Genomic DNA, 20,447 nt, shown 5'->3' with positions numbered 1-20,447 from the left:
AACCCAACGGCACCGGAGGCCTCGATGACCGCTCACGCCCCCCCGCCCCAGCAGGCTCCGCCGGATCCTCGCCTCGCTGCGGCCGGCGCGACCGACCACCGGCACGCCCGACGCCTGGCTGGCCGGCCTCCGGCTGGGAGGCTGACCATGATCGCCGACAAGGCCCGCCGCTGGTACGCGCTCGCCCTGCTCTGCGTCGCCGGGTTCATGGTGATCCTCGACGCGCAGATCGTCCTGCTCGCCCTGCCGTCGATCAGCCGCGGCCTCGGCCTGTCCGCGGACGGTGCCCAGTGGGTGATGAGTGCCTATCTGCTCACCTTCGGCGGGCTGCTGCTCCTCGGCGGCCGCACCGCCGACCTGCTGGGCCGCCGCCGCGTCTTCATGACCGGAACGCTCCTGTTCGGGCTGTCCTCGCTGCTGTGCGGATGCGCGTGGAGTGCCGGAGTGCTGATTGCGGCTCGCGCCGTCCAGGGCGTGTCGGCCGCCGTCATGGCACCCAGCGCACTCTCCCTCCTGGTGGACACCTTCGAGGAGGGCCACGACCGCAACAAGGCGCTCGCCATCTGGTCCGGCAGCGGCGGCTTCGGCGCCACCGCCGCCCTGCTGATCGGCGGACCCCTCACCGACGTACTCGGCTGGGAATGGGTCTTCTTCCTCAACGTCCCCGTCGCACTGCTCCTCCTGGCCCTGAGTCCCCTCCTGCTGCGCGAGAGCCGCACCGGGACACGCTCCCGCGCCTACGACCCGGCCGGCGCACTCACCGCCACCGCCGCGCTCGTCGGCGGTGTGTACGCCGTCGTCGAGGCGCCCCGCGCCGGATGGCTGTCGGCGCGCACGACGGGCCTGCTTGCCGCCGCCGTGCTGCTCGCCGCGCTCTTCATCCGTATCGAGGCCCGGTCCACGTCACCCCTCGTCCCGCTGCGCCTGCTGCGTGCGCGGACGGCCGGCGGCGGCAACCTGGTCGTCTTCCTGCTCGGCGCCGCCGCCTTCGGGATGTCGTACACGCTGTCCCAGTACGGACAGGGTGTCCTCGGCTACTCGCCCCTGCGGTTCGGTCTCGCCGACGTGGCGATGCCGGTCGGTGCCGTCGTCGGCTCCTACGCCGGGCAGGCCCTGGTCACCCGCATCGGCGCCCGACCGGTCGCCGTCGGCGGACTCGCCCTGGTCGGCGCGGGCAGCCTGCTGCTGGCCGGAGTCCCGGTGGACGGCGCGTTCGTCCGCGACCTGCTGCCCGGCCTGCTGCTCTTCGGACCGGGCCTGGGCGCCTGCGCGGTGGCGGGTTCCATCGCCGCCCTGACCGGCGTGGGGGAGCGGGAGGCGGGGGTGGCCTCCGGCATCAACACCGCCGCCTTCCAGATCGGCGGCGCCTTCGGGGTCGCCGTCGTCACCTCCGTAGCCCTCTCCCACAGCGACGGGCCGGAACGGCTCGCGGCCCTGACCGAGGGGTACCGGTCCGCGTTCACGGCATGCGTCGCGCTTGCTGCGGCCGGTCTGGGCTGCGCGCTGGTACTGCTGGGCAGGCCGCGCGGGCCCGAGAGGCGGTCCACGCCGGCAGCCGGGGCCACGAGGCGCAGAGTCCGTTCGTGATCACCTCGCGGCGGAACCTCCGCACCGACGCGAGGCGTTGTGGAGTGGGGAGGTGGGGCATGGGGGCGTTGAGGCCGGGCGAGACCGCAGTTCGACGTGATGTGTTCCGCGCCAAGGTGTGGAGCGCACACGCCCTCCGCGTCGTCGAGGACGGACCCGAGGCGCTCGTCCTCGGGGGGCGGCCCGGGGCGGAACTGCTGGCGCCGACGACCTGGATCGAGTGGCTGCTGACAGGCGACGAGGCTGCGCGGGCCCGGGCGCTGCCGAACCTGGCCGACGGCCGCTGGCAGCTCGACCGCTGGTCGTGGCGGAGCACCGCCCATCTCCAGTGGGTCCCACCCGATGTCTGGTTCAGCGTGCACGCCTTCTACGACCCGTCCGGCGGCCACCGACTGACGCACTGGTACGTCAACTTCCAGCAGCCGATGCGCCGCACGCCGATCGGCTTCGACACCTTCGACCTCCTCCTGGACCTGGTGATCGCCCCAGACTTGTCGCAGTGGAGATGGAAGGACGAGGACGAGTACGCCCACGGCCGTCGGCTGGGGGTCGTGACCGAGGTCGATCACCGGGCGGTCGAGAAGGCCCGCGAGGAAGCGACGGCCATGGTCGAGGAGAGAACGGGTCCCTTCGCCGCAGCCTCGGGCTGGCGGAACTGGCGCCCCGAACCCCACTGGCCGGCGCCTCCGCTGCCCGCCGACACGCTGACCGTCGGCCTTCCCTGACCAGACGTCGAGCGCGTTCGTGATCGCCTTCACCCCGCCGTGCGCCGCGTACCCGCCGTCGACCGTGATCCCCGCGCCGTTGACGTACGACGCCTCGTCGGACGGCAGCCAGACCACCAGGGGTGCCACTGCGGCCCTGGGGCGCCGTCGAACCTCGCGCTGAACGCCTCAGAAAGGAACCGAACCACCCCACGCTGCTCTTCAAGACCGGCTGAGCCGTCAGGCCCGCGCCTGCGCCTCCTTCTCGATCCGGTCGAACTGTGCGCCCATGGCCGCCGCCAGGGCCTGCGCAGCGGACAACGGGCGCACCATCACGGTCAGTTCGTCGATCAGGCCGGCCTCGTCGACGTGGATGAAGTCGCAGCCGCTCAGCTCACGGTCGCCCACCCTCGCCGCGAACACCAGCGCGTGGTCGCGGCCATCGGCCCCGGCGAGCTCGCGCTCGTAGCGGAAGTCCTCGAAGACCTGCGAGACCGCGCGCAGGATCGCTGCGGTGATCGCCTTGCCGGGGTAGGGCTTGAACACCACCGGGCTGGTGAAGACGACGTCCTCCGCCAGCAGCGCCTCGACGGCGTCCATGTCGCCGGCCTCGACCGCCTCGCGGAACGCACGCATCCGATCACCTCATAGTGAACTAGTTGAGTATGTGCTGATGAGAGTAATCAGCTGCGGGGGGCGTGTCCAGGGTCCGTTCCCCTAAGCTGATGCTGATGTTCAGCCCCGAAGGTCCCAGTCTGCGTGAGCTCACCGTCCAGGCGCTCTCGTCCGTCGAGCACGGCTACGACCTGCTCGCCCCGAAGTTCGACCACACCCCCTTCCGGACCCCCGACGCGGTGCTCGAAGCCGTCGCCTCGGCGCTGGCACGGACGGGGCCCTTCGACGCGGGGCTGGACCTGTGCTGCGGCACCGGGGCCGGAGTCGGTGTGCTGGCGCGGGTGTGCCGGCGGAGCGTCACGGGGGTCGACTTCAGCGCGGGCATGCTCGCTGTGGCCCGGCAGGGCGTACGGCCGGCCGCGCCGGCGGTGTCCTGGGTGCGGGGGGACGCCCGCGCGCTCCCGTTCGCTCCGGGCGCCTTCGACCTGGTGGTGAGCTTCGGGGCGTTCGGGCACTTCCTGCCCAGGGAACTGCCGGGACTGTTCGCCCAGGTCCACTCCGTGCTGCGGCCCGGCGGCAGCTTCGCCTTCCCCATCCTGGCCCCGCCGAGGCCAACCTCCCCGGCGTTCTGGATGCTGCTCGGATTCGACGCCGTCATGCGGGTGCGCAACGCCTTGTGGCGGCCGCCGTTCGTCATGTACTACCGGGCCTTCCGGCTCGGGGACGTGCGACGGGAGCTGGAGTGGGCAGGTTTCCGCGTGGGCCTTCAGGAGCTGCCGGAGTTCGGGCGGCGCGGCGACGGCAGCCCGCGCGTGCGGATGGTCGTCGCCGTCCGTTCCTGACCAGGGAGGGAAGAGCGGTCACAGGCCGTTCGGGTCGGCGACTCCGCCCAGCGCCAGTGCGATCGCCGCGTCCGGCCCCAACTCCCGCCCCTCGCGCACCGCTTCGTCGAACCGGACGTCCCCCAGCGAGGCGCGCAGCCGGCGCTCGTACTCGCGGTGGAAGACCGTCAGGTCGGGCCTGCCGAGCTGCGGCAGACCCGCCGCGTGCCACAGGCGCCGGCTGATGCCCAGGAGACGGGCGGCGAGCTCCTCCTCACCGCGCGAGGCCTGCGCGGCCACCAGCAGGTCGGCGACCGCCGCCGCGCCGATCCGGTCGTGCACCCGCCACTTGGCGGTCAGCGCCTCGCGCGCCGAGAGCACCGCCTCGTCCGGTTGGCCGAGACCGATCCCGGCGAGCGAGACGAAGAAGTCGCCCCAGGCCCGCATCCACAGCTCCCCGCGCTTGGCGCACTCGGCTCGCAGCCGCTCCGCGACCGGCGCGCACCGCTCGAAAGCGGCCTGGCTCGCCAGCAGATACGCCTGTACGGCCAGCGTCAGCAGCTGGAAGAATTCGGCGCCGCCGTCCCCGGCAGGCGCCTGCCGGACACTCCCGTACAACACCGCCGAGCGTGCCGACTCGCCCCGCACCGCCAGGCTGGCCCCGGTCAACGGCAGCGCGGGCACCGGCAGTCGACGCTCCTCGGCCAGCCACACATAGGCGGCGCTCACCGACTCGGCCGCCTCCAGGTCGTCCGGGACGACGGTGACCAGCCGGTGGGCCCAGACCGCCAGAGTGTGCTCGGGCCCGCCGTCTTCGGGGGTGTGGCGCAGCGCCCGCTCCAGATAGGTGCGGCCCTCCTCGGCGAAGCCGCAGGCGAACCAGAAGAACCAGAGGGTGCCGGTGAGTTCGAGCGCCGTCTCGGGCTCGCGCGCGGTCAGGCACTCCTCGATCGCCAGGCGCAGATTGGCGTGTTCCGCGGTCAGCCGCTCGGCCCACATCCGCTGGCCGGGCCCCAGCCACTCCGCCTCGCCCTGGCGGGCGATCCAGCGGAAGTAGTCCCGGTGGCGGCGGCGCACCGCCTCCGCCTCGCCCAGCCCGGTCAGCCACTCGGCGCCGAACGAGCGGACCGTGTCCAGCATCCGGTAGCGCACCGCCGCGCCCTCGCCGTCCCGGGTGACGATGGACTTCTCGGTGAGCGAGGCGAGCAGCGCGAGGATCTCCTCCGCGTCCAAAGGGCCGCCGTGGCACACGAATTCGGCCGCCTCCACGTCCCAGCCGCCTGCGAACACCGACAGCCGGGCCCACAGCAGCCTCTCCAGCGGCGTGCACAGCTCATGGCTCCAGCCGATCGCGGTGCGCAGCGTCTGGTGCCGGGCAAGGCGCGGCCGGGCGGGAGAGACAAGCAGGTCGAAGCGGGAGTCCAGGCCCTCCAGCAGACGCTGCAGGGGGAAGCCGCGCAGCCGTACGGCGGCCAGCTCCAGCGCCAGCGGGATCCCGTCGAGCCGGGCGCAGACCGCAGCCACATGCGCCCGGTTGGCGTCGGTGAGCGCGAACGACGGCACCGCGGCCGCCGCGCGGGTCATGAACAGCGCCACCGCGTCGTCGCGTTCCCCGAGCGGCAGCGGCGCCACCGTCAGCAGATGCTCCCCGGGCACACCGAGCGGCTGCCGGCTGGTGGCCAGAACCCGCAACTCCGGAATGCTCGCGAGCAGTTCCTGTGCGACCCGCGCGCACTCGTCCAGGACATGCTCACAGGTGTCGAGTACGAGCAGTACGGGCGCCCCCGCGAGGTGTTCGGACACCGCCTGCAGCAGTGGCCGCAGCGTCTGCTCGGTCAGCCGGGTCGCCTGCGCCACCGTGTTCGTCAGCAGATCCGGATCCCTGAGCTCCGACAGCTCCACCAGCCAGGTCCCGCCCGGGAACCCGGCCTTCGCGACGTGTGCGGCCCGTAGCGCGAGGCGGGACTTGCCGACACCCCCGGGCCCCGTCAGCGTCACCAGCCGCTCGGTCCCCAACAGCCCCGCTATTTCGGCGAGTTCGAGCCGACGGCCGACGAAAGCGTTCGCCTCGGCGGGAAGGTTGCCGATCCTGCCGCCCTGCACAGAGGCCGCCATCGTCCCCCCTCACCCGGAACCGATGGCGGACACGATAACCCCTCACGGCAGGGCTGCTTCCGGCGTAGCGTGGAAGCGGTCCGTCCACCGAGGGAGGTACGGGGATGGCCGTCACACCCACCCTGAAAACCGTGGGGCAGATGCGCCACGGAGACCACCTGCTCCTCGGCTACGACACGGACGAGGAGCGCGAGACCGTCCTTGTCGCGTTTCTGCTGGACGGCCTGGCCAGCGGGCAGCGCGGACTCCTGCTGCCGCCCGCCGACATCCCAGCCGGTGTCGCCCTGTCCTTCCTGGAGGCGCACGGCTGCCGGGTCGACGAGGAACTCGCGGCCGGCCGGCTGTGCGTCGACCCGCACCTCGCCGGCCCCGAGGGACTGTGGGACCTGGACGAGGTGATCCGCCGCGAGACCCGCCGCGCCGTCGGCGACGGCTTCCTCGGTCTGCGGGTGTGCACGGAGATCCTGCGCGCCCGGGCCGGCAGGGAACTCAAGACACTGCACGACAGCGAGCTGCTGCTCGACCCCCGTCTTCTCCTCGCTGCCGGTCCTCGGCATCTGCCAGTACGACCGCCGCATCTTCGACGAGACGGAACTCAAGCCGCTCGCCGGCCTGCACCACGGGCGGGTCGGCGCCGACGACGTGTGGCGCGACGACCTCCTCGCCATCACCCGCACCTTCGCACCCCCCGGCCTCGCCCTCGCCGGAGAGGTCGACGACACCAACGTCACGGCCGTCGCCCGGGCCCTGCACACCGAGACGGCCCGCGCCCGGGCCCGCGCCGCGGACGGCGCCCGCATCCGTCTCGACCTGCACGAGCTGCGTTTCATCGACGTCGGCGCGCTGCGCCTGCTGGTGTTCACGGCACTCGCCCTGTACCCGGCGGGCGGCACCCTCGAACTGTCCGGAGTCGCCCCGCACGTCCAGCGGGTGATGCGGGTGACCGGCTGGGACCGGGTGCCGGGCCTGTACATCGAACCGGAAGCGCAGGACGGAGAAGGACCCTGACCCGCTTCGTCCACCAGGCGCGCACTACGCCTCGGACGACCGGTTCCGCGACACCGCAGCCGCCTTCGTCCGCGGCGGGCTGGCCGCGGGCGACCCGGTCGGGATTCCGCGCCGAGTGCGACGAGCACGCCACGGCCCGCCTGTCCGCCGCGGCAAAGGGATCCCTTTCGCCTGCGGCCGCACCGCCGCCGTCCGCCGCGCCCTCGCCGCGTACGCCCGCCGCTTGTGCGTGACCGAGCGGCAAACGTACGACCGGGTGACGGCAGTGCACGAAACAGTCGTCAACGCCGTCCCCCACGGCGGCGGACACGGCGTGTGGCTGGTGCGGCAGTCGAGTGTCTGGTCGCCGACGACCTCGACTCCTCGGGCTCCGTCGTACGGCTGTACTTCCGCCGCCCGGGGCGCGCTCATCCCGCGGCGGGCAGCGTGAACTCGTAGACCAGCGCGTCCGGTTGGGCGTCCACCACCAGGTCGGTGATCTCCAACGGCCGCGCGTACTGGTCGTGCACGCGCCGTCTGACCCGCACCGAGGGCGCGTCCGCGAGCGGAGTGATGGAGTCCCGGTGGTGCAGGGTCAGGCCCGCCCTGCGCATCCAGTCGTAGGCGCGGCGCAGCTGGGCCGAGGCGGCGCCGTCGGCGCGGTCGCGGTAGCGGGCCAGCTCCTCGACCTCGGCGAGCGCCACCGCGGAGAACGAGGTCACCGCCGTGCGGCGGCCGCGGCCGTCGGCGCCGGCCGACTCGTAGCGGTGCACGAGCGTCTGCGAGCGCGGGGCGAGCCCCAAGGCCTCGGCGTGTTCGGGCGGGGGAGTCTCCCAGGTGACCGTGGCCCGGTCGACGGCACACGGGTCCGCGACCCGGGCGCCGACCGGGAAGGTCAGCGAGGACGCCGTCTCCACCGGCAGGCCGGGCAGCACGGCGTGGCTGCCCCGCCGGTCGGTGGCGACCAGGCCGTCCCGGCGCAGCACCTCCAGTGCCTGCCGGACGGTCTCCCTGCTGACGCCGAAGTGCCCGGCCAGCTGCCGTTCGCCCGGCAGGCGTTCACCTGGTGGGACGGTGCCGTCGCGCAGCTCGCCGAGGAGCTTTGTCGCGACGCGCCAGTACAGCGGGTCCCCTCGGCGATCGCCTTCGGCGAGGGGAGGGTCGTGCGGGGTGGTGCGGGCCATGCCGCGCCTCCTGTTGGTGACAGAACGTAGCCGTGCGGGCTCATTGCGCCACCAGATCTAGCATTGGTCTAAACCACCAGGGAAGACCGACCCGGTGGTTCGGCCGAAACCGGTCCGCACCGAGCGCCGTTCACAGCGCCCGGTACACGGCCTCGATCAGCGCCGTCTTCCGCGGGTCGTCCGCGATATGAGGCCCCATCCGGTTCATCACATAGCCCACCGACACGCCCGCCTCCGGGTCGGCGAGCCCGCAGGAACCGCCGAAGCCGTCATGTCCGAAAGCCCGCGGGTTCGGCCCGTACGAGCCGTTCGCGCCGCTCAGCCACAGGCCGAGACCGATCTCCGTCTCATGCCCGAGCCCGGCGCCGAGCACCAGGTCCACGCAGCTGCCCTGCCCCTCACGCACCCGCTCGGCCGCCTCGGGGGACAGGAGGCGATGGCCGCCGTACGAGCCCCGGCCCGCGAAGATCCCGTACAGCGCGGCGACCGCCCGCGCGGTGCCGTGACCGTTCGCGGCCGGGATCTCCGCGGCCCGCCACTCGGGCGTGTTGGCCTCACTCGCGCCCACCAGCGGATTGGCCAGCGCGGCGAGCGCCTCCGGCCCCAACTGGCTGAAGATCGCTGCCTGTTCGCTGCTGGACGCGGCCGGCGGATGCACCAGCTCGGCCGCCCGCCCGGCCTCCTTCTCCGGCAGCCCGACGGTGAAGTCGATCCCCAGCGGCCCGGTCACCTCCCGCTCCAGAAAGGCCCCCGGCAACAGCCCCGAGACGCGGCGCACGACCTCACCGACCAGGAAGCCGTAGGTGAACGCGTGATACCCGGACCGCGTCCCGGGCTCCCACCAGGGCGCCGTCGCCGCGAGCCGCTGCGTGGTCAACTCCCAGTCGTACAGCTCCTCCAGCGAGTGCGGCTCACGCAGACCGGACAGTCCCGCCCGGTGCGACAGCAGATGCCGTACGAGGACCTTGTCCTTGCCGGCCGCGGCGAACTCGGGCCAGTACGCGGCCACCGGCGCGTCGAAGTCCAGCAGCCCCCGGTCGGCGAGGATGTGCGCGCACAGCGCGACCGGCCCCTTGGTCGTCGACCACACATTGACCAGCGTGTCGCGCTCCCAGGGCCGGGTGCGCGCCGCATCGGCCCAGCCGCCCCACAGATCCACGACGGTCGTGCCGCCGACGCTGACGGCGACCGCGGCGCCGAGCTCCGCCCGCTCCCGGAAGTTCTCCTCCAGTGCCGTCCGCACCACCGCGAACCGCTCGTCGCAGTGACCGTGAACCTCTGGTTCGCGCTCCGCCATGGGGCCCTCCGTCGTCCGCCGGAAACCCGGGTCGCCACGCTGCGGCCCGGCTCCCTGAACGTACCGACTGGTCGGACTGGAGGGAAGCTCAGAGGAGGAACAGCTTCCCGGCAGGCTCCTGGTGACCGTCGGCCGTATGCCAGTAGTCCCGCGTCTCGACGGCCAGGCCCGCCCCGTCGAACCGCACGAACACACAGCCTGCAAGGGCCGAGGCGACACCGTCCTCCTCGGCCAGCACACGGAACTCGGCCACCGCCACCCCGTCCTGGCCCACGACCGGCGGCGAGAACCGCACGTCCGTCACCCGCTCCCGGGCGAACGACCACCGCAGATACCCGGCCAGCTCGCCCCGCCCCCGGTGCGGCTCGCGGAACGGCATCGAGCGGTGGACGCACTCCTCGGCATACAGCTCAAGGAGCGCGTCCACGTCGTGCACCGCCCACCCCCGCTCCCAGACGCGCACGAAGCGTTCGGCGGCCTCAGGCGTATCCATGCCGCTCGCTCCTCACACGTACGACCGCAGCCACTTCAGCTTGGCCGCCTCCTGGAAAGGCCCACCGCCCTCATGGTCGTTGAAGTCGTACACCTCGATCGCCTTGTCGTCGTGCGCCCAGGCGTTGAACGCGGCGAAGACGGTGGACGGAGGGCAGGTCTGGTCCTCCAGGGCCGCCGAGAACAGGGCGGGGGCGCGACCGCGGGAGGCGAAGTGGACGCCGTCGAAGTAGGACAGGGTGCGCAGGGCGTCCGCGGTGCGGCCGCGGTGGGTCTTGAGGAACAGGCCGATCTCACGGTACGGGTGCCGGTCCGTCACCGTCGCCGCGCGCGGGTAGTCGCACAGGAACGGCACGTCCGGGGCGACCGCGGCCAGATCCGGAACCAGACCGCCCACCGCGATCGTGATGCCGCCGCCCTGGCTGCCACCGAGGGCGACCGTGCGGGAGGCGTCGGTCAGAGGGTGTGAGCGGGCCGCCTCGACGGCCCGCACCGCGTCCGTGAACACCCGCCGGTAGTAGTAGTTCTCGGGCGCGTCGATGCCGCGGGTCATGAATCCGGGGTAGGCGGGCGCACCGCCCACCGGGTCCGCGGTGCCGCCGCCTCCGCCCCAGCCGCTGCCCTGCCCGCGCGTGTCCATCACGAAGTGCGCCCGGCCCGTGGACGCCCACAGCAGGTGTTCGTGCGGCAGGCCGCGCCCGCCGCCGTAGCCGATGAACTCCACGACCAGCGGTATCGGCTCCTCGGCCGCGGCGGGCAGCGTCAGCCAGCCCTTCACCGGGTGCCCGCCGAACCCCGCGAACGTCACGTCGTACACGTCGACCGTCGTCAGGCCCGTGTCGACCGGTTCGAAACGGGCGTCCAGGTCGTGCTCGCGGGTCTCCTGCAGGGTCTTGGACCAGAACGCGTCGAAGTCCTCGGGCTCGACGGACTCGCTGCGGTAGTCGCGGAGCTCGTCGAGGGGGAGGTCGAACAGGGCCATGTAGGACCGCCTTTGCGAAGAGACAGTTACCAAGGGACACTGCGGATGATCACACCGTACGTGGGTCCTCGGACGACTCGCCAGGTCTTTCCGGCCGTACCTGTCTACGATGGGCGCCATGACGTCAGCCGTGGATCTGCTGGTCAAGGACGCCGGTCTGCTGGTCGTGGACGGGGAGAGGGAGATCCCGGGCGGCTGGGTGGCCGTCGGCAATGGTCGGGTCACCGCCGTGGGCACTGCGGGGACCGAGCCCGAGGCCCTTACGACCGTCTCCGCGGCCGGACGGCTGGTCACTCCCGGCCTGATCAACACGCACCATCACATCTACCAGAACCTCACGCGCTCCTACGCCCCCGCCGTGCGCGGCACCCTCTTCGACTGGCTGACCACCCTCTACCCGCTGTGGTCCGCCCTCGACGAAGAGGCCGCCTACGTGTCGGCGTATGTCGGCATGGCCGAACTGCTGATGGGCGGCTGCACCACCTCCTCCGACCACCTGTACGTCCACCCCCGCCCGCACCTCGTCGACGCCGAGATCCGCGCCGCCCGAGACATCGGTTTCCGCTTCCACGCGACCCGCGGCTCCATGACCCGCTCCGTCGAGGACGGGGGACTGCCGCCCAGGAGCGTCACCCAGACCGTCGACGAGGTGCTCGCCGACAGCGAGCGGCTGATCAAGGCCCACCACGACCCGGCGCCGGGCGCACTGATCCGGGTCGCGCTCGCGCCCTGCTCGCCGTTCTCGGTGACCAAGGACGTCATGACGGCGACCGCGGAACTCGCCGAGCGGCACGACGTACGCCTGCACACCCACCTCGCCGAGGACCACGACGAGGACACCTACTGCCTGGAGACCTACGGCTGCCGGCCCGTGGAGTACTTCGAGGACTGCGGCTGGATGAGCGACCGCACCTGGGTCGCCCACTGCATCTACCCCGACGACGACGAGCTCGGCCGGCTCGCGGCAGCGGGCGTCGGCGTCGCGCACTGTCCCAGTTCCAACATGCTCATCGGCGGCGGCACCGCGCGCGTCAAGGAGATGCGCGAACTCGGCCTGCCCGTCGGCATCGGCTGCGACGGCTCCGCCTCCACGGACCACGCCTCCCTCTGGATGGAGACGCGGGGTGCCCTGCTGCTGGGCCGCTACCGCGGCGGCCCCGGCGCGATGACCGCACGCGACGCCCTCGACATCGCCACCCGCGGCTCGGCCCAATGCCTGGGCCGCGCCGACGAGTTGGGCCATCTGCGCCCGGGAGCCTGCGCCGACCTGGTCGTCTGGGATCTCCACGAGGTCGCCCTCGCGGGGGCGTTGAGCGACCCCGTCGAGGCGTGGCTGCGCTGCGGTCCGGCCCGTGCCCGGACGACGATGGTCGGGGGCCGGATCCTCGTCGACCGGGGCGAACCGGTGCTACCAGGCCTGACGGACGCGCTGCGGGACCACGGGCGGATCGCGCGGAGGATGCAGCAGGAGGTGTAACCGGAGGACCTGAGCGGACAGAGCGATGCAGAAGCCCGCGGGGCCCGGGTCGGTGGCGGGGCACGTGTGGTCCAGCGTGACGCCGATGGCGGTGCCCCGATGCGGCGCCGGCCCGGGGCCGGAGGTCTTGGCGTTGTCACCGCTCGGCTCTCCGCGCCCCGTCGATGTCCCAGGGATGCACGGCGACCAACACCGCCTGCTCAGGCCGAACGCCGACGCGTTCGACGGCGTGGTGGTAGGCGGCCGGCGACGGTTTCCAACCAGAACGTGGCGGACTCCGGCCGTCTCAACTACGGCCACTCGCGCACCCTCCCGCTGCCCGCCACCTACGTCATCGACCGCAACGGCTCGGGCCTTTCACGTCAACGTCGCCTGGTTCAAGGCTTGTTCGCCCTCGATCGAGACGGGGGCAAGCAGGCGTGGTGCCGACTCGGCCCATCGCCGTCCTGGCAGGATGGCTGCATGGAACGTGTGCTTGGAATCGGTGGTTACTTCCTGCGCGCCGCCGATCCGGCGGCCCTGAGCGCTTGGTACCGCGACTGCCTGGGTCTCGACGCCGACGAGAACGGTCTGTGGCGTCCGGAGGCCGGGCCGACGGTCTTCGCGGCGTTCGAGTCCGAGACCGACTACTTCGGGTCCCGCACCCAGTGGACCATGCTCAACTTCCGGGTCCGCGACCTGGATGCGATGCTCGCGCAACTGCGCGCCAAGGGAGCGGACGTGGCCGAAGAAACACAGGACATGGAGGGCGTCGGCCGATTCGGCTGGGTCACCGACCCTGAGGGCAACAAGATCGAGCTGTGGCAGCCCATGTGAGCGCGCCGCGTCCCTGGCAGGGAGTTCAAGCGGCGCGGCGCCGCGGACGTACTAGGAATCGACATCTCCGGCGAAATGATCGCTGCGGCAAGGAAGTTGGAAGAGCGCGATCCGCTCGGTGTGCGCTACGAGGTCCACGAACAGTGTCTGCGGGCGGCCTGGTTCGGCGAGCCGACCTGGGTCCCGCTGAAGGTCTCCGACGCCGGCGTGCGCACGTTCGGCGCGGATTTCTGGGCGGACTTCACCGCCAACCCTCCGCTTGAGATGCTGCGCTGCCGCGTCTGACGAACGACCGGACACCCGGTGGTCTGCCCGCGGCCGTCCTGGCGGGCAGGTCTCCGCGTGCGTCACGCCCGGCGCCGCGTCCACTCCGGCTCGGTCCGTGCCCACTCCCGTTCCCACTCGGCCGTGCGGTGCCCGGTGGACACCCGGCGTACGACCGTCTGTGCCAGCAGCACACAGGTGGCTGCGCCGCCTGCCGCGCAGATGCCGATGGTCGCGGTGTGCTCCCAGACCTGGGTCTCGCCCGGCGGCGGGGGAACGGCCCTGCCCTCGGCGTCGAACCAGACGTCGACCGTGTCGCCGTGCTTGGTGCCCGCCGGAACGCGTGCGTTCGCGGTGTGCGTGCCGGTCGCGTCCATCCAGCGGACAGCCACGCGGTACGAATGATCCCGGCCGCTCTGCACCGACGGCAGCCTCTCGGGTGTCCCGCCGAAGACCTCGGCCCGCACCCGGTGGCGTTCGGCGCGCTGCGCCGCCGCCAGGGCCCGCGCCTCGTCATGGGCCCACCAACCCGCGAGCGCTCCCGCCAGTGGCGCGCCCACGAACAACAGGACGGCGACGACCAGCGTCGTCCACGCCTCGACCACGTCCGACCGGCGCCGCAGCGGATTGCGCCGCCAGCGCCAGCCGCACACCCGGGTTTGCATGTCCACCTCCTCGCCGTCGCCGGAGCCGGAGGGGCCGTATCGCCTTTGGTCCGTATTGTCCCTCCGCGCCGCGTGTCCGCGCGAGCGCCCAGGAGAATCGGGTACCCAGCCCACGGGAGATCGCTCAATCTCCTGGGCCGCCGGCCCTTGGGAGCGTCAGCCGAAGCGCTCGATCCGGATCCGGTCCACGGGCTGGCCCGCCTCGACGAGCAGTCGCGAGGCGTGCTCGGCGAAGGCGTTCGAGCCGCAGACATAGGCCTCCCACCCGCCTGGGGGTTGCTCGGCCAGGAGCGGTGCCAGATGTGCGGCGGTCATACGTCCCACGGGCGCGCCGGCCGGTGCGCGGCGCGTGAACACGGGTGTCGTCTCGGCGCCGAACTCCCGAGCGTAGATGAGCTCTTCGGGGCTGCGTGCGGACACCAGCAGCCGCAGTGGCACGTCCAGCCCGCGCGCCCGGTGGTGCCGCACCATCGACATCAGCGGTACGACCCCGGAGCCGGCCCCGAGCAGCAGCGCGGGCCGGTCGCCCGGCCAGGCGAAGAAGCCGCTCAGCGGGCCGCGCACCTCGACCTGGTCGCCGGGCTCGGCCACGGTGTGGAACCAGCCGGAGACCTCGCCGCCCTCCACATGGTCCAGGGTCAGTTCGATGTGCCCCGGCTCGTCGGGCGCGGACGCGATCGAATAGTGGCGCTGGGCCACATAGCCGTCCGGTGCGGTCAGCCGCAGCATCAGGTGCTGGCCGGGCAGATGCCCCTCCCAGTCGGGCACCGCGAAGCGGAAGGTGGCCGCGTGCGGGGTCTCGCGGCGGATCTCGGTGAGCGTGGCGGTCTGCCACACCGAGGCCGCCCGGTTGCTCACGGCGATTCTGCCGGGCACCGCGAAACGGGTCGGGGGAGTGAAACCGGGGGAACCGGAAGAAGGGGACGGCTGCGTCAGTTGCTCAGTCACCGGAGTACCGCTGCTCCTGCCAGGGGTTGCCGCGCGCGTGGTAGCCGTTCTGTTCCCAGAAGCCCGGCTCGTCGTGGTCGAGGAGCGTCAGGCCCGCGATCCACTTGGCGCTCTTCCAGAAGTACAGGTGCGGCACCAGCAGCCGGGCGGGACCGCCGTGCTCGGGGGCGAGGGGCTGCCCGTAGTACTCCCAGGCGATCCAGGCCCGCCCGCCGGTCAGGTCCGCGAGGGGGAGGTTGGTGGTGTAGCCGGTGTGCGAGTAGGCGACGGCATGGGTGGCCGACGCATGGGGGCGCACCTCGTCGAGGAAGGCGTCCAGGGACACGCCCGTGAACCGCACCCCGAACTTCGACCAGCTCGTCACGCAGTGGATGTCGCCCTCGTACGACGACGCCGGCAGCGTGTGCGCCTGCTCCCAGTCCCAGGTGTGCGGCTGTTCCACCAGGCCGTCGACCCGGAAGGTCCAGTCGGCGGGCGCCAGTTCGGGAGTGACCTCGGCGGACAGGACGGGCCAGTCGTCGCCCGCGTCGTACTGACCGGGCGGCAGGCCCGGATTGCCGACGCGGGCGCGCCCGGTGAAGCCTCGGGTGACGTTCATACGGATCCAGCGGGACGGAAGTGATTGCTGACGCATTCAACGGTACGTGCTCGTCAGGCGTGCTCCCGTCCCGGGTCGGCCCGCGATCGTTAAGGCCGTATGAAGACTCCGGCGTCCCGGGAATAGCCGGTGCCTGATCGTCCTTGCGGACTGGTGCCGGAACCGGTGCCCCGTACAACCGGTGACCTGGCGGCAGCGAAGGAGAGTGGGAGCAGATGCCCAAGGCGTACGTCTTCACGCGCTACGGCGGACCGGAGGCCGAGGCCCTCGTCGACGTGGACCGGCCGAGCCCCGGCCCTGGTCAGGTGCTGGTCGCGGTGCGTGCCGCGGGGGTGAACCCCGTGGACTGGAAGCAACGCACCGGCTACCGCCGCTCCGGCGAGAGCGGCGAGCGCGACTTCCCCGCCTACTTCGGCAACGAGGTCTCCGGCGTCGTGGAGCAGGTCGGCGAGGGAGTCGAGGGGTTCGCCGTCGGGGACGCGGTCTTCGGCCGTCCCGTCCTCGGCGGGTACTCCGAGTACGCGCTGCTGTCGGTCGACCTGATCGCGCACAAGCCCGACGCGCTCTCCTTCACCGACGCCGCCACCTTGCCCGTCGCGGCCGTGACGGCGTACGACGGAATCCGCCAGCTCGACCTGCCGGCCGGCGCCACCCTCCTCGTGACCGGCGCGGGCGGCGGGGTCGGTGTCGCGGCGGTGCAGATCGCCCGCGCGCTCGGTCTGCGGGCTCTTGGCCTCGCGAGCGAGGCCAAGAAGGACTTCGTCGCATCGCTCGGGGCCGAGCACGTGGCATCCGGCCCCGGCTGGACCGGACGCGTACCGGGAGGTGTCGACGGTGTGTACGACCTGGTGGGCGGCGACGTCCTGGAGGAGGCGGCGACGCTGCTCACCGACCGGACCAGGCTCATCACGGCCGGGGCCCCGCCCGAGGTCGTGGAGAAGCTGGGCGGCGCCCGCGTCGCCCGGGCGTGGACCTCCGAGCGGCTCGCGGCGGCGGCCGACCTCGTGGTGCGCGGCGACCTGGACCCCCACGTGACGCAGACCTTCCCGCTGGAGCGGGCCGGCGAGGCGCTGCGCGCCGTTGAAGAAGGCCACACCCGTGGCAAGATCGTGATCGAGGTCGCCAAGTGAGCCACGTCCTGGACAACCCCGCCCTCGCCTCGCTGACCGGTCCGCACGCGCACTTCGCCGAGCGGCGCGGACGGGTGCTGCGCTACCCCGCCGATGTGTCGCCGTGGCTTGCGCTGCCCGACGATCCCGGCCCCGATGACTGGGCCGACCTCGCGGCGCTCGCGGGCCCCGGGGCGGAGGTGCCGCTCGCCGGCTACTGCGGCGAGCTCCCTGCGGGCTGGGACGTCACCTTCCATGTGGACGGCGTGCAACTCGTCGACGACGGCATCGCCGCCGCACCGGACCCGGAGGCCGTCCGTCTCGGCGCCGCCGACGTGCCCGAGATGCTCGACCTGGTCGAGCGCACCAGGCCGGGCCCCTTCCTGCCCCGCACCGTCGAGCTCGGCACCTACCTCGGTATACGCCGGGACGGCGCCCTGATAGCGATGGCGGGGGAGCGGCTGCACCCGCCGGGCTGGACCGAGATCAGCGCGGTGTGCACCGACCCCGCCTTCCGCGGCGAGGGCCTCGCGACCCGGCTGATCCTCGCGGTGGCCCATGGCATCCGCGAGCGCGGCGAGAACCCGTTCCTGCACACCGGCGCGGGCAACACCAACGCCATCCGCCTCTATGAGTCCCTCGGCTTCCGGCTGCGCCGCACCACCGCGTTCCTGGCGGCCCGTGCTCCCGAACCCCTCACGGACGAAAGGGAGTTGGCGACCTCTTAGCCCTCCCCGTCCGGTGGCGTCCAGGCGTTGTAGCGCACGAGACAGTCCGCGAACCGCCGTAGATCCTCCTCAGGCCACTCCGCCAGCCGCTCCCGGAAGGCCGCCCGGCGGCTGTCCGTGACCTGGGCGAGGATCCGGCGCCCGGCCTCGGTCAGGTGCAGGACCTGGACGCGGTGGTCGTCCGGGTCCAGGCGCCGCTCGATGAGCCGGGCCTGCTCCAGGGCGGCCACCTGGCGGCTGACCGTGGACTTGTCCAGGGCGTAGTGCGCCGCCAGGTCGGTGGCCCGGCAGCCGCCGCTCTCCTCCAGATGTCCGAGCAGCGTGTACGAGACCAGCGACAGCTCGGGGTGCATACGGCCCGCCGACGCGCGGGCGCGGCGGGCGAAGGCCGTCATCTCTCGCTGGATCGTCTCCACGGCTTCGTCTGCTTCCACCGGGCCTCCCTCGTTCACCACGGAATACCATCCCACCGCACTTGGTTGTATAGTACAACTTGAAGACAGAGTTGTATAAGCAAACCATCTGGAGGTTGTGAGCATGAGGTCTCCGGCCCTGCGCCACGTGATCACGCACCTGATCACCCCGCTGCTGATGTGCATCGGCATGGGACTCGCGTACATGGGGGCGTTCGTCACCCCGGAGCCCCACCACCTGCCCGTCGCCGTCGTCGGCTCCGGGCCGCATGCGAAGGTGTTCGCGCAGACCGTCAAGGACAAGGCAGGGGACAGGCTCGACGTCCGCACGGTCGCCACCCGCTCCGAGGCCGTCGGCCTGCTCGACTCCCGTGACATCACGGGCGCCTACGTGCCCAGCGCGAAGACGCCGGAGCTGGTGGTCGCCAGCGCCGCCTCCGACATGGACGCCACGGCCGTGGAGAAGGTCTTCACGCCCATCGCCGCGGGGCAGGGCGTCCCGCTCAAGGTCACCGACGTGGCCGCACCGGTCGAGGACGACCCCACCGGGCAGGGCCTGTTCTTCCTGCTGATCGCGCTGAGCATCGGCTCCTACGCCTCTGTCGCCGCGCTCGGTGCCGCCGGCGCCGCCCTGCCCATGCGGCTGCGGGCCCTGCTGGCACTCGGCGTCTCCGCCGTCGTCAGCGGTATCGGTGCGCTGCTCGCCGGGCCCGTCTTCCACCTCGCCCACCACGACCTCGCGAGCCTGTGGGGGATGGCCTGGCTCTACTCCGCCGGCATCCTCTTCGTCGGCGTCGGCCTGCACACCTTCCTCAAGCGCTGGACCACCCTCGCCATGATGGTGCTGTTCGTCATGCTCAACTTCACCAGCTCCGGCGGACTGTTCCGCCCCGACCTGCAGAACGGCTTCTTCGGCACCCTGCACGCCTTCTGGAACGGCGCCGGATTCGTCGAGGGCGCCCGCAGCCTCCTGTACTTCCACAGCGACGGCCTGTCCCGCAACGTAGGGACGCTCACCGTGTGGCTGCTGCTGGGTCTCGCCGTCACGGCGATCGCCGCCGCCCACGAGCGTGCGCGTGGCCGGGCCGAGGGGCCCGTGACCGCCGCCGCGCCGGTCCGCGTGGCCGAGGAGCAGAAGGCCGGACTGAAGGCCGAGGAGGAAGCGGAGGAAGAGGTCGAGGAGACGGTCGGCGTCTGACGCGTTGCGGTAATGTTGGCGCCCGGCCGTGGAAGCTCCCGGCCACCGAAGACCGAGGAGGTGAGACCCATTACCGCTGTGTCAGGTCGGGTGCTCACCCCTCGAGTCGACGCGGGCCGTCGGCAGTAGGCGACCGCGAGAGCGCCCTTCGCTTACCGAAAGGCTCTCGGCATTCATGCCTCCCTTGTCTCCTTCACCTTCCTCCCTGCCGTCGCCCTCCACCCGTGAATCGGTCGTCGTCGCGCTGCGCGCCGCGGGCTGTGTCTTCGCCGAGGACGAGGCGGAGTTGATCCTGGCCGCCGCGCGCACGCCCGAGGAACTGTCCGCCCTCGTCGACCGCCGGGCCTCCGGAGTTCCCCTCGAACTCGTCGTCGGCTGGGCCGAGTTCCGGGGGTTGCGCATCGCCGTGGGACCCGGCGTGTTCGTACCCCGCCGCCGCACCGAGTTCCTCGTCGAACAGGCCCTCGCCCAGGCCCCCGAGGCATCCGTCGTCGTGGACCTGTGCTGCGGCTCTGGCGCCGTCGGCGCGGCCCTGGCCACCGCGCTCGGCCAGGTCGAACTGCATGCCGCCGACATCGATCCGGCCGCGGTGCGGTGCGCCCGCCGCAATGTCGGTGCCGTCGGCGGCCGGGTCCACGAGGGCGACCTGTTCGCGGCGCTGCCGGACGAGCTGCGGGGCCGTATCGACATCCTCGCGGCCAATGTGCCCTACGTTCCCACCGGCGAGGTCGGCCTGCTGCCCGCGGAGGCCCGTGACCACGAACCGCTGGTCGCGCTCGACGGCGGCGCGGACGGACTCGACGTCCTGCGCCGGGTCGCCGCCGAGGCGTCCCGCTGGCTCGCCCCGGGCGGCTGCCTCCTGGTCGAGACGAGCGAACGGCAGGCAGCGGCGGCCGTGGACGCCTTCACCACCGGTGGGTTGAGGGTGCGCCTGGCGGCCTCCGAGGAGCTGTACGCCCATGTCGTGATCGGTGTCCGCCCCTGAACCCGCCTTTGCGGATTGGACACCGCTCCCGGTCAGGCGGAAGGGGAGAGCTGTTCGCGCACCCATGCCGGATCGGGGTTGGTGTGCGGTCGGCCCGCCACGACGACGGTCGGTACGGTCTCGTTGCCGTCGTTGGCTTCCCGCACCGCCGCCGCGGCAGCCGGGTCGCGCCAGATGTCGACCCAGTACAACTGGCGGGCGCTGCGGCCCAGTCGGAGGCGCAGTCGCAGACAGTACGTGCAGCCGGGGCGCCAGAAGACGACCGGCCGGCCGTCGACCGCGCTGCGGCGCTGTGCCTCCGGCCAACCGATCGACCGCGGGAAGACCAGGGGCGAGTTCACGCCCGCGAACGCCACGAACACCGCCAGGAAGGCCACGGCGGCGGGGGGGGGGCGGGTGGGGCTGGTCCCGCCCGCCGACACCGCGCGCCCGCGCCCCCCCCAGAAAGACACGGGGCCAAGA

General features: G+C 72.4%; 22 protein-coding genes and 2 pseudogenes. 12 read left to right on the top strand and 12 right to left on the bottom strand.

What is annotated here, in order from left to right:
- Nucleotides 1-147: 147 nt before the first annotated feature.
- Complete coding sequence (locus AB0N07_RS35545; RefSeq protein WP_365842322.1) at nucleotides 148-1,587, top strand: MFS transporter; 1,440 nt, start codon at nucleotides 148-150, stop codon at nucleotides 1,585-1,587.
- 59 nt (nucleotides 1,588-1,646) lie between these two features.
- Nucleotides 1,647-2,312 carry a DUF402 domain-containing protein gene (locus tag AB0N07_RS35540; protein ID WP_365842320.1) on the top strand — a complete coding sequence of 222 codons (666 nt, stop codon included), beginning with the start codon at nucleotides 1,647-1,649 and terminating at the stop codon, nucleotides 2,310-2,312.
- 6 nt (nucleotides 2,313-2,318) lie between these two features.
- Here the strand turns inward: AB0N07_RS35540 and AB0N07_RS35535 are convergent.
- Nucleotides 2,319-2,441: pseudogene (locus tag AB0N07_RS35535) on the bottom strand (3-oxoacyl-ACP reductase); the annotation flags it as partial.
- Nucleotides 2,442-2,531: 90 nt separating this feature from the next.
- Nucleotides 2,532-2,927 (bottom strand): nuclear transport factor 2 family protein, encoded by a 396-nt coding sequence (locus tag AB0N07_RS35530; protein WP_365842318.1) that lies wholly within the window; start codon nucleotides 2,925-2,927, stop codon nucleotides 2,532-2,534.
- 95 nt (nucleotides 2,928-3,022) lie between these two features.
- Between AB0N07_RS35530 and AB0N07_RS35525 the strand changes: the two genes are divergently transcribed.
- A complete protein-coding gene (locus AB0N07_RS35525; protein WP_365842316.1) occupies nucleotides 3,023-3,748 on the top strand; it encodes a class I SAM-dependent methyltransferase in 726 nt (241 codons plus the stop codon).
- Between the two features lie 18 nt (nucleotides 3,749-3,766).
- On the opposite strand, the gene AB0N07_RS35520 is transcribed toward AB0N07_RS35525, so the two are convergent.
- Nucleotides 3,767-5,842, bottom strand: coding sequence for an AAA family ATPase (locus AB0N07_RS35520; protein ID WP_365842314.1), 2,076 nt, complete (start codon nucleotides 5,840-5,842; stop codon nucleotides 3,767-3,769).
- A 104-nt stretch (nucleotides 5,843-5,946) separates the two neighbouring features.
- Here AB0N07_RS35520 and AB0N07_RS35515 point away from each other — a divergent pair.
- Nucleotides 5,947-6,357, top strand: a pseudogene (locus tag AB0N07_RS35515) (MEDS domain-containing protein); the annotation flags it as partial.
- Between the two features lie 127 nt (nucleotides 6,358-6,484).
- Nucleotides 6,485-6,850 (top strand): STAS domain-containing protein, encoded by a 366-nt coding sequence (locus AB0N07_RS35510; protein WP_365842312.1) that lies wholly within the window; start codon nucleotides 6,485-6,487, stop codon nucleotides 6,848-6,850.
- 407 nt (nucleotides 6,851-7,257) lie between these two features.
- On the opposite strand, the gene AB0N07_RS35505 is transcribed toward AB0N07_RS35510, so the two are convergent.
- The 4 genes from AB0N07_RS35505 to AB0N07_RS35490 form a co-directional block, all read right to left on the bottom strand.
- Nucleotides 7,258-8,013 (bottom strand): GntR family transcriptional regulator, encoded by a 756-nt coding sequence (locus tag AB0N07_RS35505; protein ID WP_365842310.1) that lies wholly within the window; start codon nucleotides 8,011-8,013, stop codon nucleotides 7,258-7,260.
- Between the two features lie 130 nt (nucleotides 8,014-8,143).
- Complete coding sequence (locus tag AB0N07_RS35500) at nucleotides 8,144-9,310, bottom strand: serine hydrolase domain-containing protein (protein ID WP_365842308.1); 1,167 nt, start codon at nucleotides 9,308-9,310, stop codon at nucleotides 8,144-8,146.
- 88 nt (nucleotides 9,311-9,398) lie between these two features.
- The gene (locus AB0N07_RS35495; protein ID WP_365842306.1) at nucleotides 9,399-9,803 is read right to left on the bottom strand and encodes a nuclear transport factor 2 family protein; all 405 of its coding nucleotides are present in this window, start codon (nucleotides 9,801-9,803) and stop codon (nucleotides 9,399-9,401) included.
- Nucleotides 9,804-9,815: 12 nt separating this feature from the next.
- Nucleotides 9,816-10,784: an acetylxylan esterase gene (locus AB0N07_RS35490; protein ID WP_365842304.1), complete on the bottom strand. Its 969-nt coding sequence runs from the start codon at nucleotides 10,782-10,784 to the stop codon at nucleotides 9,816-9,818.
- Between the two features lie 118 nt (nucleotides 10,785-10,902).
- On the opposite strand from AB0N07_RS35490, the gene AB0N07_RS35485 reads away from it, so the two are divergent.
- The 3 genes from AB0N07_RS35485 (at nucleotide 10,903) to AB0N07_RS35475 (ending at nucleotide 13,362) form a co-directional block, all read left to right on the top strand.
- The gene (locus AB0N07_RS35485) at nucleotides 10,903-12,261 is read left to right on the top strand and encodes an 8-oxoguanine deaminase (protein ID WP_365842302.1); all 1,359 of its coding nucleotides are present in this window, start codon (nucleotides 10,903-10,905) and stop codon (nucleotides 12,259-12,261) included.
- Between the two features lie 462 nt (nucleotides 12,262-12,723).
- On the top strand, nucleotides 12,724-13,077 hold the full coding sequence (locus AB0N07_RS35480) for a VOC family protein (protein WP_365842300.1): 354 nt from the start codon (nucleotides 12,724-12,726) through the stop codon (nucleotides 13,075-13,077).
- Nucleotides 13,078-13,152: 75 nt separating this feature from the next.
- Nucleotides 13,153-13,362 (top strand): hypothetical protein, encoded by a 210-nt coding sequence (locus AB0N07_RS35475; protein WP_365842298.1) that lies wholly within the window; start codon nucleotides 13,153-13,155, stop codon nucleotides 13,360-13,362.
- 62 nt (nucleotides 13,363-13,424) lie between these two features.
- Here the strand turns inward: AB0N07_RS35475 and AB0N07_RS35470 are convergent, their stop codons facing one another.
- From AB0N07_RS35470 to AB0N07_RS35460, 3 genes are all read right to left on the bottom strand, one after another.
- Nucleotides 13,425-14,006 (bottom strand): hypothetical protein, encoded by a 582-nt coding sequence (locus AB0N07_RS35470; RefSeq protein ID WP_365842296.1) that lies wholly within the window; start codon nucleotides 14,004-14,006, stop codon nucleotides 13,425-13,427.
- A gap of 156 nt (nucleotides 14,007-14,162) precedes the next feature.
- Nucleotides 14,163-14,942, bottom strand: a complete 780-nt coding sequence (locus AB0N07_RS35465) for a ferredoxin reductase (RefSeq protein WP_365842366.1) — start codon at nucleotides 14,940-14,942, stop codon at nucleotides 14,163-14,165.
- 4 nt (nucleotides 14,943-14,946) lie between these two features.
- Nucleotides 14,947-15,552, bottom strand: coding sequence for a sulfite oxidase-like oxidoreductase (locus tag AB0N07_RS35460; RefSeq protein ID WP_365842294.1), 606 nt, complete (start codon nucleotides 15,550-15,552; stop codon nucleotides 14,947-14,949).
- Between the two features lie 215 nt (nucleotides 15,553-15,767).
- Between AB0N07_RS35460 and AB0N07_RS35455 the strand changes: the two genes are divergently transcribed.
- Nucleotides 15,768-16,682: an NADP-dependent oxidoreductase gene (locus AB0N07_RS35455; protein ID WP_365842292.1), complete on the top strand. Its 915-nt coding sequence runs from the start codon at nucleotides 15,768-15,770 to the stop codon at nucleotides 16,680-16,682.
- Nucleotides 16,679-17,389, top strand: coding sequence for a GNAT family N-acetyltransferase (locus tag AB0N07_RS35450; RefSeq protein ID WP_365842290.1), 711 nt, complete (start codon nucleotides 16,679-16,681; stop codon nucleotides 17,387-17,389). The genes AB0N07_RS35455 and AB0N07_RS35450 overlap by 4 nt, the downstream gene beginning before the upstream one ends.
- On the opposite strand, the gene AB0N07_RS35445 is transcribed toward AB0N07_RS35450, so the two are convergent.
- Nucleotides 17,386-17,823 (bottom strand): MarR family winged helix-turn-helix transcriptional regulator, encoded by a 438-nt coding sequence (locus AB0N07_RS35445; RefSeq protein ID WP_365842288.1) that lies wholly within the window; start codon nucleotides 17,821-17,823, stop codon nucleotides 17,386-17,388. The genes AB0N07_RS35450 and AB0N07_RS35445 overlap by 4 nt on opposite strands.
- 103 nt (nucleotides 17,824-17,926) lie before the next feature.
- Between AB0N07_RS35445 and AB0N07_RS35440 the strand changes: the two genes are divergently transcribed.
- Nucleotides 17,927-19,000 (top strand): hypothetical protein, encoded by a 1,074-nt coding sequence (locus tag AB0N07_RS35440; RefSeq protein WP_365842286.1) that lies wholly within the window; start codon nucleotides 17,927-17,929, stop codon nucleotides 18,998-19,000.
- A 175-nt stretch (nucleotides 19,001-19,175) separates the two neighbouring features.
- Nucleotides 19,176-19,985 (top strand): putative protein N(5)-glutamine methyltransferase, encoded by an 810-nt coding sequence (locus AB0N07_RS35435; protein WP_365842284.1) that lies wholly within the window; start codon nucleotides 19,176-19,178, stop codon nucleotides 19,983-19,985.
- A gap of 32 nt (nucleotides 19,986-20,017) precedes the next feature.
- Here the strand turns inward: AB0N07_RS35435 and AB0N07_RS35430 are convergent, their stop codons facing one another.
- Nucleotides 20,018-20,407, bottom strand: coding sequence for a glutaredoxin domain-containing protein (locus tag AB0N07_RS35430; protein ID WP_365842364.1), 390 nt, complete (start codon nucleotides 20,405-20,407; stop codon nucleotides 20,018-20,020).
- Nucleotides 20,408-20,447: the final 40 nt, after the last annotated feature.

Origin of the sequence: Streptomyces sp. NPDC051172, assembly GCF_040682555.1 — a bacterium.
In the GTDB taxonomy this organism is placed as follows: Bacteria; Actinomycetota; Actinomycetes; order Streptomycetales; family Streptomycetaceae; genus Streptomyces.
This window is presented reverse-complemented; position numbering and strand designations above follow the sequence as displayed.

What these genes read in the sequence shown, in the direction of transcription:
- AB0N07_RS35475 (WP_365842298.1), top strand. Translation starts at nt 13,153, where the DNA reads ATGATCGCTGCGGCAAGGAAGTTGGAAGAGCGCGATCCGCTCGGTGTG.
- AB0N07_RS35490 (WP_365842304.1), bottom strand. Translation starts at nt 10,784, where the DNA reads ATGGCCCTGTTCGACCTCCCCCTCGACGAGCTCCGCGACTACCGCAGC.
- AB0N07_RS35520 (WP_365842314.1), bottom strand. Translation starts at nt 5,842, where the DNA reads ATGGCGGCCTCTGTGCAGGGCGGCAGGATCGGCAACCTTCCCGCCGAG.
- AB0N07_RS35455 (WP_365842292.1), top strand. Translation starts at nt 15,768, where the DNA reads ATGCCCAAGGCGTACGTCTTCACGCGCTACGGCGGACCGGAGGCCGAG.
- AB0N07_RS35440 (WP_365842286.1), top strand. Translation starts at nt 17,927, where the DNA reads ATGAGGTCTCCGGCCCTGCGCCACGTGATCACGCACCTGATCACCCCG.
- AB0N07_RS35540 (WP_365842320.1), top strand. Translation starts at nt 1,647, where the DNA reads ATGGGGGCGTTGAGGCCGGGCGAGACCGCAGTTCGACGTGATGTGTTC.
- AB0N07_RS35505 (WP_365842310.1), bottom strand. Translation starts at nt 8,013, where the DNA reads ATGGCCCGCACCACCCCGCACGACCCTCCCCTCGCCGAAGGCGATCGC.
- AB0N07_RS35480 (WP_365842300.1), top strand. Translation starts at nt 12,724, where the DNA reads ATGGAACGTGTGCTTGGAATCGGTGGTTACTTCCTGCGCGCCGCCGAT.
- AB0N07_RS35485 (WP_365842302.1), top strand. Translation starts at nt 10,903, where the DNA reads ATGACGTCAGCCGTGGATCTGCTGGTCAAGGACGCCGGTCTGCTGGTC.
- AB0N07_RS35460 (WP_365842294.1), bottom strand. Translation starts at nt 15,552, where the DNA reads ATGAACGTCACCCGAGGCTTCACCGGGCGCGCCCGCGTCGGCAATCCG.
- AB0N07_RS35470 (WP_365842296.1), bottom strand. Translation starts at nt 14,006, where the DNA reads ATGCAAACCCGGGTGTGCGGCTGGCGCTGGCGGCGCAATCCGCTGCGG.
- AB0N07_RS35530 (WP_365842318.1), bottom strand. Translation starts at nt 2,927, where the DNA reads ATGCGTGCGTTCCGCGAGGCGGTCGAGGCCGGCGACATGGACGCCGTC.
- AB0N07_RS35495 (WP_365842306.1), bottom strand. Translation starts at nt 9,803, where the DNA reads ATGGATACGCCTGAGGCCGCCGAACGCTTCGTGCGCGTCTGGGAGCGG.
- AB0N07_RS35545 (WP_365842322.1), top strand. Translation starts at nt 148, where the DNA reads ATGATCGCCGACAAGGCCCGCCGCTGGTACGCGCTCGCCCTGCTCTGC.
- AB0N07_RS35525 (WP_365842316.1), top strand. Translation starts at nt 3,023, where the DNA reads ATGTTCAGCCCCGAAGGTCCCAGTCTGCGTGAGCTCACCGTCCAGGCG.
- AB0N07_RS35435 (WP_365842284.1), top strand. Translation starts at nt 19,176, where the DNA reads ATGCCTCCCTTGTCTCCTTCACCTTCCTCCCTGCCGTCGCCCTCCACC.
- AB0N07_RS35500 (WP_365842308.1), bottom strand. Translation starts at nt 9,310, where the DNA reads ATGGCGGAGCGCGAACCAGAGGTTCACGGTCACTGCGACGAGCGGTTC.